This is a genomic window from Tardiphaga sp. (assembly GCF_044340795.1).
Classification (GTDB): Bacteria; Pseudomonadota; Alphaproteobacteria; order Rhizobiales; family Xanthobacteraceae; genus Tardiphaga.
This window is the reverse complement of the sequence record NZ_JBIISY010000253.1, coordinates 1-8,228: the sequence shown is the minus strand read 5'-3', so window position 1 is coordinate 8,228 and position 8,228 is coordinate 1. Positions and strand designations below refer to the sequence as shown.

8 protein-coding genes are annotated in these 8,228 nt (G+C 63.5%); 6 read left to right on the top strand and 2 right to left on the bottom strand.

All coding sequences use genetic code 11. The features are described 5' to 3' along the window. Positions 1-1,187 (bottom strand): ABC transporter permease (locus ACIQ17_RS27605; protein WP_398472557.1); only part of this gene is annotated, 1,187 nt, incomplete at its 3' end. Beyond that, positions 1,187-1,897, bottom strand: a complete 711-nt coding sequence (locus tag ACIQ17_RS27600; RefSeq protein WP_398472556.1) for an ABC transporter ATP-binding protein — start codon at positions 1,895-1,897, stop codon at positions 1,187-1,189. The genes ACIQ17_RS27600 and ACIQ17_RS27605, both read right to left, overlap by 1 nt. 85 nt (positions 1,898-1,982) lie before the next feature. Here ACIQ17_RS27600 and ACIQ17_RS27595 point away from each other — a divergent pair, with 85 nt between their 5' ends. The 6 genes from ACIQ17_RS27595 to sucD all read left to right on the top strand — a co-directional run. Continuing rightward, the gene (locus ACIQ17_RS27595) at positions 1,983-2,579 is read left to right on the top strand and encodes an arylesterase (RefSeq protein WP_398472555.1); all 597 of its coding nucleotides are present in this window, start codon (positions 1,983-1,985) and stop codon (positions 2,577-2,579) included. 320 nt (positions 2,580-2,899) lie between these two features. Then, on the top strand, positions 2,900-3,451 hold the full coding sequence (thpR, locus tag ACIQ17_RS27590) for an RNA 2',3'-cyclic phosphodiesterase (RefSeq protein ID WP_398472554.1): 552 nt from the start codon (positions 2,900-2,902) through the stop codon (positions 3,449-3,451). 293 nt (positions 3,452-3,744) lie between these two features. Further along, a complete protein-coding gene (zapE, locus tag ACIQ17_RS27585; RefSeq protein WP_398472553.1) occupies positions 3,745-4,929 on the top strand; it encodes a cell division protein ZapE in 1,185 nt (394 codons plus the stop codon). A gap of 292 nt (positions 4,930-5,221) precedes the next feature. Further along, entirely contained in the window at positions 5,222-6,187 is a 966-nt protein-coding gene (gene mdh, locus ACIQ17_RS27580; protein WP_398472552.1) for a malate dehydrogenase, read from the top strand. A gap of 208 nt (positions 6,188-6,395) precedes the next feature. After that, complete coding sequence (gene sucC, locus ACIQ17_RS27575; protein ID WP_398472550.1) at positions 6,396-7,592, top strand: ADP-forming succinate--CoA ligase subunit beta; 1,197 nt, start codon at positions 6,396-6,398, stop codon at positions 7,590-7,592. Between the two features lie 4 nt (positions 7,593-7,596). Further along, on the top strand, positions 7,597-8,228 hold a 632-nt coding region (sucD, locus tag ACIQ17_RS27570; protein WP_398472548.1), incomplete at its 3' end, for a succinate--CoA ligase subunit alpha.

Here is an 8,228-nt window from a genome sequence, read left to right as displayed (position 1 = left end):
GCGGCCACGGGGACGTCATGCACGCGGGCCAGCGGCCACAGGCCGAAAGCGAGTGCCGTCAGGAGCCCGTAGAGCAACGACAGCGCGAGGCCGCCGGGATGCAGGGCCGGCACCACCGGCAGCGGCAACAGATTGCCGAGCAGGCCGACAATGGCGAAGGGAAGCGCGGCACCCAGCACCAGACCGATCACCGAACCGATGGCGGCCAGCACCATCACCTGGGCGAGATACATGGCGAACACATCGCGGCCAGTGGCGCCGAGCGCCTTCAGCGCGGCGATCACCTCTCGACGGCGATCGATATGGCTCTTCACCGCATTGGCGACACCGACACCACCGACCAGCAGCGCGGCAAGTCCGACCAGCGTGAGGAACTGAGTGAAGCGCGAAATGCTGCGCTCGAGCTGCGGCGATGCATTGTCGCGCGAGCGGATTTCCCAGCCCGCCTGCGGCAGCTGGCTGCGCACGTCGTCGGTCAGTGCCTTCGTCGCGCCTTCGCTGCTGTCGGCAAGTTTGACCCGATAGATCCAGCGCACCAGGCTGCCGGGCTGCAGCAAGGCGGTGGCACGCAGGGCATCCTCGCTGACGAGGAAACGCGGCGCGAAGCCGACGCCGCCCGCCAGTTTATCGGGCTCGGCATCGACGACACTGCGGATCTGGAACGTGGCATTGCCCACCGTGACACGATCGCCGAGCTTGAGGCCGAGCCGCGCCAGCAGTGTCGTATCCGTCGCCGCACCGAACGCGCCGTCACGCTCGGCGAGCAGATCGCCCATTGGCATTTCGGGCGCGAGCTTCAACCGGCCGAGCATCGGATAGGCGCCATCGACGGCCTTCATCTCGACCAGAGCCAGGTTGCCGTCGGATGCACGGACCATCCCGCGCAAGGTGGCGGCCACCGAGACATCGCCGCGCTGGCGCAGGAATGCCAGTTCCTCCGGCTTCGCCTCACGCTGCATCAGGGAGAAAGCGGCATCGCCACCCAGCAGCGTGCGGCCCTCGCGGGCGAGACCATCGCTCAGGCTCGCCGCCACCGATCCCACGCCGGCAATCGCCAGCACACCGAGCGCGATACAGGCGATGAAAACGTAGAAGCCGCGAAGACCGCTGCGCATCTCGCGCAGTGCGTAGCGGAGGGCGAGCGAGGGACCGCGCGTCGGCGCCGCATTGTCCGTGACGACGGCCATCAGGCTTGCTCGATATGGCCGGAGCGCAGGCGCACCACGCGATCGCAGCGCTCGGCCAGCGCATTGTCATGGGTCACCAGCACCAGCGTCATGCCGCGCTCGGCATGCTGCGCGAACAGGAGGTCGACGATCTGGCTGCCGGTATTCTCATCGAGATTGCCGGTGGGCTCGTCGGCCACCAGGATCGCGGGATCGGGCGCCAGCGCGCGCGCCAGAGCGACTCGCTGCTGTTCGCCACCGGACAACTGGCGCGGATAGTGGTGCAGGCGGGCGCCGAGACCGACAGCCTCGAGTTCCTTCGCCGCGCGCCCTTCCGGATCGGGATGGCCCGCGAGCTCCAGCGGCACAGCGACATTTTCCAGCGCCGTCATGGTGGGGATCAGATGGAAGGACTGGAAGACAATGCCGACATGGCGGCCGCGGAAGCGCGCCAATCCGTCCTCGTCGAGATCATTGAAAGCGGTGCCATTGACCACCACCTGACCTGAGTCAGGCCGCTCCAACCCCGCCATCACCATCAGCAGCGTGGATTTCCCGGAGCCCGACGGGCCGATCAGTCCGATCGCCTCGCCCGAACCCACGCGCAGGCTGATATCCTTGAGGATATGCACGCGTGCGGCACCGGTGCCGAGCGACAGGTTGATGTTTGAGATGGAAATGGTGTCCGGCGCAGTGCCGGCCGATGATGAGGTGTCGATGCGCGTGTCCATGTCGGTGTCATATGGTCCTTCATCTGCCGCGGTCGAGGGGTGGTTTCGCAGGTTTGTGTGCCTGTTTGTTGCTGGATGGCTCGTCATGTTGACGCAGGCACCCGCGTTTGCGCAGGCGCCGGTCAAACTGGTCGTCCTCGGGGATTCCCTGAGCGCCGGCTACAATCTGCCGGCGGCCGCCGCATTTCCTGTCCGGCTGCAGAAGGCACTGACCGACAAGGGCATCAAGGTCGAGATCGCCAATGCCGGCGTATCCGGCGATACCACCTCGGGCGGGCTCGGCCGGCTCGACTGGTCGGTGCCCGACGGCACCCAGGGCGTCATCCTCGAGCTTGGTGCCAATGACGCACTCCGCGGCGTCGACCCGAAGATCCCGCGCGAAGCGCTCACGGAGATCATCAAGCGGCTGCAGGCGCGCGGCATCAAGGTCCTGCTCTGCGGCATGCTGGCACCGCCGAATTACGGCAAGGACTATGCGGACAAGTTCAATGCGATCTATCCGGACCTCGCGAAGCAGTTCGACGTTCCCCTGTATCCGTTCTTCCTCGACGGCGTGGCCGGCGAGAACAAACTCAATCTGCCGGACGGCATGCATCCGACCGCGGAAGGCGTTGATGTCGTGGTGAACAAGATCTTACCGACGGTGGAAGCTTTCGTGGCAGCGCTAGCGCCGAAGAACTGAGCAACATGCTCGTTTCGTAGCCCGCATGGAGCGAAGCGTAATGCGGGGACCATAGAGCCGGTTGAAGCGCTTGTCCCCGGATTGCGCTTCGCTCCATCCGGGCTACCCGCGACGCTGCCGAGTTATTCGGAACCTGACGCTGCGATGACACGCTTTGCTTCGCAGAGTCACATAACTCGGATAGATTTTGGACATCGGTGATTCGTCGTTCGCGACAACTCACCGGCTCGTTTGTCGGGCATGATTTTCGCCGAGCGGTGCGTTGCTAAAGCGCCCGCACCTTTCGGCGAAAATCGCGCCCCGACAAAAAGGAGCTGCCTATGCCGCGTCTATTCGCCGGACTGGAAATCCCAGTCGAGATCGGCCAGCGATTGGCCAATTTACGTGGCGGCCTGCCAGGCGCGCGCTGGATCGATCCAGAAAATTATCACGTCACCCTCCGCTTCATCGGCGATATCGACGGCGTCTCCGCCAACGAGATCGCCTATCTGATGTCGCGCATTGAACGCAGGCCGTTCAAGGTCGAGATCCGCGGCCTCACCAGCTTCGGCGGCAACAAGCCACGCGCGATCGTGGCGCATGTGGAGCCGAGCAAGCCGCTGATGGAATTGCAGGCCGAGCTGGAGCGGCTGATCCGCCGCTGTGGCATCGGACCCGATCCGCGCAAGTTCACGCCGCATGTGACGCTGGCCCGGCTGCGCGATGCGTCGAGCTGGGATGTGGCGGACTATCTGTCGGTGCGCGGGTATTTTCCGACGCAGACATTCACGGCTGAGCAGTTCGTGCTGTTCTCATCGCGCGCCTCCACCGGTGGTGGGCCGTATCTGGTGGAGAATTCGTACGAGCTGCGCGAGAGGGTAAGGGCGGCGTAGCTAGCAACGACGCCCTGACATCCCTCCCCCAAGCCGCGTAGCGGCGCAGCGGGGTCCGACGGACGAATTCGTCCGTCGTAGGTGGCCTGAGCGCAGCGACGGTCGGGTGGGGGCCCCACGTGACGTCGAGTGTGTGGAAGCACCCCACCCGTCTCGATGCTCGCTGGACGCTCGCCTCGATCCACCCTCCCCGCTGCGCGGCTTCGCCGCTTGGGGGAGGGAGAAGAAGGCGCATATCCGCCTCCCCAAATCCCGTCTTGCATTTTCGCGGCGCATGGGGCCGTTAGGCGCCCATGCCCGCCCCAACATCCTTCCGCGAACAGTACAAGTCTCTCGTCGCCGCCGGTACCATCGAGGCCGATCCGGCGCAGGCGCAGGCCGTCGAGGCCATCGCTGCGCTCGACGCTGCGCTTTCGACCTACGAACCGCCGCGCAAAAAAGGGTTCTTCGGACGCCTGTTCGGTGGTGACAAGGATGCGCAGCCACCGAAGGGGCTTTACGTCCATGGCGAGGTCGGTCGCGGCAAGACCATGCTGATGGACCTGTTCTTCGAGAGCAGTTCCGTTCAGCACAAGCGTCGCGCGCATTTCCATGAATTCATGGCCGACGCCCATGAGCGCATCTATGATTTCCGCCAGAAGATGGCGAGCGGTGCGATCCCCGACAACAGCGACGTCATCACGCTGACGGCGAACTCGATCTTCGAGGAAGCCTGGCTGCTCTGCTTCGACGAGTTTCACGTCACCGACATCGCGGACGCGATGATCCTCGGCCGGCTGTTCGCGCGACTGTTCGAACTCGGCACCGTGGTGTTTGCGACGTCGAATGTCGAACCGGTGAATCTCTACAAAGGCGGGCTCAACCGCGCGCTGTTCCTGCCTTTCATCAAGCAGATCGAAGACCACATGGACGTGCGCAAGCTCGACTCGCGCACTGATTTCCGCATGGAAAAACTGGTCGGCGTGAAGAGCTGGCTGGTGCCGGATGATGCCGCCGCGAAGGCTGCGCTCGATGCAGCTTTCACAAAACTCACCGGCGGCGCGCAGGGCAAGTCGCGCGAGCTCGCGGTGAAGGGCCGCAAGCTGCATGTGCCGTTCGAGGCGCAGGGCGTCGCGCGTTTCACGTTCAACGATCTCTGTGAAAAGCCACTCGGCGCATCCGACTATCTCAAGCTCGCGCATGAATATCACACGCTGTTCATCGAACACGTGCCGGCGATGACCGAGGCCAACCGCAACGCGGCCAAGCGCTTCATTTCGCTGATCGACACGCTCTATGACAATGGCGTGAAGCTGATGGCCACCGCGGCGGCCGAACCGCCGGATCTTTATTCGGCTGATCAGGGCACCGAGAAGTTCGAATTCGTCCGCACGGCATCGCGCCTGTTTGAGATGGGGTCGGAGACTTACCTGGCACTGCCTCACGGGCGGAGCGATTCAACGGCGAGCGGGGCGACGACGGGGCTGGTGGAGACCTAGCCTGTCATCCCGGCGAAAGCCGGGATCCATAGCCTCCGAGCTTGTAAGGCAACGAACAGGCGCGGCTTGTATGCCACCACTGATGTCGGAGGGTATGGGTCCGAGCATACGCCGGGACGACGGGCGAGTTTAGTCTTCCTCCAATCTGACCGCCGCCAATTCCGCAACGCTGCCCTCCCGCCCGACAAATGGGCAGGGGCTGACTTGAACGCATTCAGCGAAAGCGATAACCACCCTGTCGGCATTCACTGCTCCCTCCTCCCACCCCTGCGGGTTCAAAGGATATTTTCTCATGGCGCGTAATAAGATCGCACTGATTGGCTCGGGTCAGATCGGCGGAACGCTGGCTCACCTGGTTGGCCTCAAGGAACTCGGCGACGTGGTGATGTTCGACATCGCCGAAGGCATCCCGCAGGGCAAATCGCTGGATATCGCGCAGTCGTCGCCGGTCGACGGATTCGACTCGAAGCTGTCCGGCGCCAATTCCTACGAAGCGATCGAAGGCTCCGACGTCATCATCGTCACCGCCGGCGTGCCGCGTAAGCCTGGCATGAGCCGCGACGATCTGCTCTCGATCAACCTCAAGGTGATGGAGCAGGTGGGCGCAGGCATCAAGAAGTATGCCCCGAACGCCTTCGTGATCTGCATCACCAACCCGCTCGACGCCATGGTCTGGGCGCTGCAGAAGGCCTCGGGTCTTCCGGCGAACAAGGTGGTCGGCATGGCCGGCGTGCTCGACTCCGCGCGCTTCCGCTACTTCCTGGCCGATGAATTCAACGTTTCGGTCGAGGACGTCACCGCCTTCGTGCTCGGTGGCCACGGCGACACCATGGTGCCGCTGGTCAAGTATTCCACCGTTGCCGGCATCCCGCTGCCCGACCTCGTGAAGATGGGCTGGACCTCGCAGGCCCGCATCGACGAGATCGTCGACCGCACCCGCAATGGCGGCGCCGAGATCGTCAACCTGCTCAAGACCGGTTCGGCCTTCTACGCCCCGGCCGCGTCCGCCATCGCCATGGCCGAGAGCTACCTCAAGGACAAGAAGCGCGTGCTGCCCTGCGCCGTTCACCTCAACGGTGAATATGGCGTCAAGGACATGTATGTCGGCGTTCCCGTCGTGATCGGCGCCAAGGGTGTCGAGCGCATCGTCGAGATCGAACTGGTCGGCAAGGACAAGGAAGGTTTTGACAAGTCGGTGGCTTCGGTCGTCGGCCTGATGGACGCCTGCAAGAAGATCGCGCCCGACCTGCTCGGCTAAAACTTCGATGACATGAACCGGCACCCCTGGGGTGCCGGTTTTGCATTTGACGTGGTTGGCAATCACTGCGACGAACCCACCCAGCCAACTTCGTCCGTCACACGGAATTACCGCTTACTTTGACATCCGGCACCCGTGGTATACGGTATGCCAATCCAGAGAAACGGCGTGAATTCCAATTTCACCATCGGGGGTTCGGGAGCATCTTATGAATATCCATGAATATCAGGCGAAAGCCGTCCTGAAGGAGTTCGGCGTGCCCGTCTCCAAGGGCGTGCCGGTCCTCAAGGCCGACGAAGCCGAAGCCGCAGCGAAGCAGCTCGGCGGTCCGCTCTGGGTCGTGAAGAGCCAGATCCATGCCGGCGGTCGCGGCAAGGGCAAGTTCAAGGAAGCCTCGGCTGGCGACAAGGGCGGCGTCCGCCTCGCCAAGTCGGTGGAAGAGGTGAAGGAATTCGCCAAGCAGATGCTCGGCGCGACCCTCGTCACCGTGCAGACCGGCGACGCTGGCAAGCAGGTCAACCGCCTCTATATCGAAGACGGCTCGGACATCGAGAAGGAGTTCTACCTCTCCCTCCTCGTCGACCGTGAAACCTCGCGCGTGGCTTTCGTCGTTTCGACCGAAGGCGGCATGAGCATCGAGGACGTCGCCCACGACACCCCTGAGAAGATCATCACCTTCTCGGTGGATCCGGCGACCGGCGTGATGCCGCATCACGGCCGCACCGTGGCGCAGGCCCTCGGCCTTACCGGCGATCTGGCCAAGCAGGCCGGCAAGCTGGTCGAGCAGCTCTACACGGCGTTCATCGCCAAGGACATGGACATGCTGGAGATCAATCCGCTGATCATCTCCAAGCAGGGCCAGCTCAAGTGCCTCGACGCCAAGATGTCGTTCGACTCGAACTCGCTCTATCGTCATCCGGACATCGTCGCCCTGCGCGACACCACGGAAGAAGACGAGAAGGAAATCGAGGCGTCGAAGTATGACCTCGCTTACATCGCGCTCGACGGCACCATCGGCTGCATGGTCAACGGCGCCGGCCTCGCAATGGCCACGCTCGACATCATCAAGCTCTATGGCGAAAGCCCGGCCAACTTCCTCGACGTCGGTGGCGGCGCTTCGGAAGAGAAGGTGACCGCTGCGTTCAAGATCATCACCGCCGATCCGAACGTGAAGGGCATCCTGGTCAACATCTTCGGCGGCATCATGAAGTGCGACGTCATCGCCGCCGGCGTTGTCGGCGCGGTGAAGGCCGTCGGCCTCAAGGTGCCATTGGTTGTCCGCCTCGAAGGCACCAATGTCGAGGAAGGCAAGAAGATCATCCGCGAGAGCGGCTTGAACGTTCTGCCTGCGGACGATCTCGACGACGCCGCCCAGAAGATCGTCAATGCGGTGAAGGGAAAGTAAGCTCATGTCAGTCTTGATCGACAAGAACACCAAGGTCATCACCCAGGGTTTTACTGGCAAGAACGGCACCTTCCATTCCGAACAGGCGATCGCTTACGGCACCAAGGTCGTCGGCGGCACTTCGCCGGGCAAGGGCGGCTCGACCCATATCGGCCTGCCCGTGTTCGACACGGTGGCGGAAGCCCGCGACAAGACCGGCGCCGATGCATCGGTCATCTACGTGCCGCCGCCGGGCGCAGCGGACGCGATCTGCGAAGCCATCGATGCGGAAATCCCGCTGATCGTCTGCATCACCGAGGGCATTCCGGTGCTCGACATGGTGCGCGTGAAGCGGTCGCTGATCGGCTCCAAGTCGCGCCTGATCGGGCCAAACTGCCCTGGCGTCGTCACTGCCGGTGAATCGAAGATCGGCATCATGCCGGCCAACATCTTCAAGCCCGGCAAGGTCGGCATCCTGTCGCGCTCCGGCACGCTGACCTATGAAGCCGTGTTCCAGACCACCCAGGCCGGCCTCGGCCAGACCTCGGCCGTCGGCATCGGCGGCGACCCGGTCAAGGGCACCGAGTTCATCGACGTGCTCGAGATGTTCCTCGCCGACGACAAGACCGAGTCGATCTTCATGTTCGGCGAGATAGG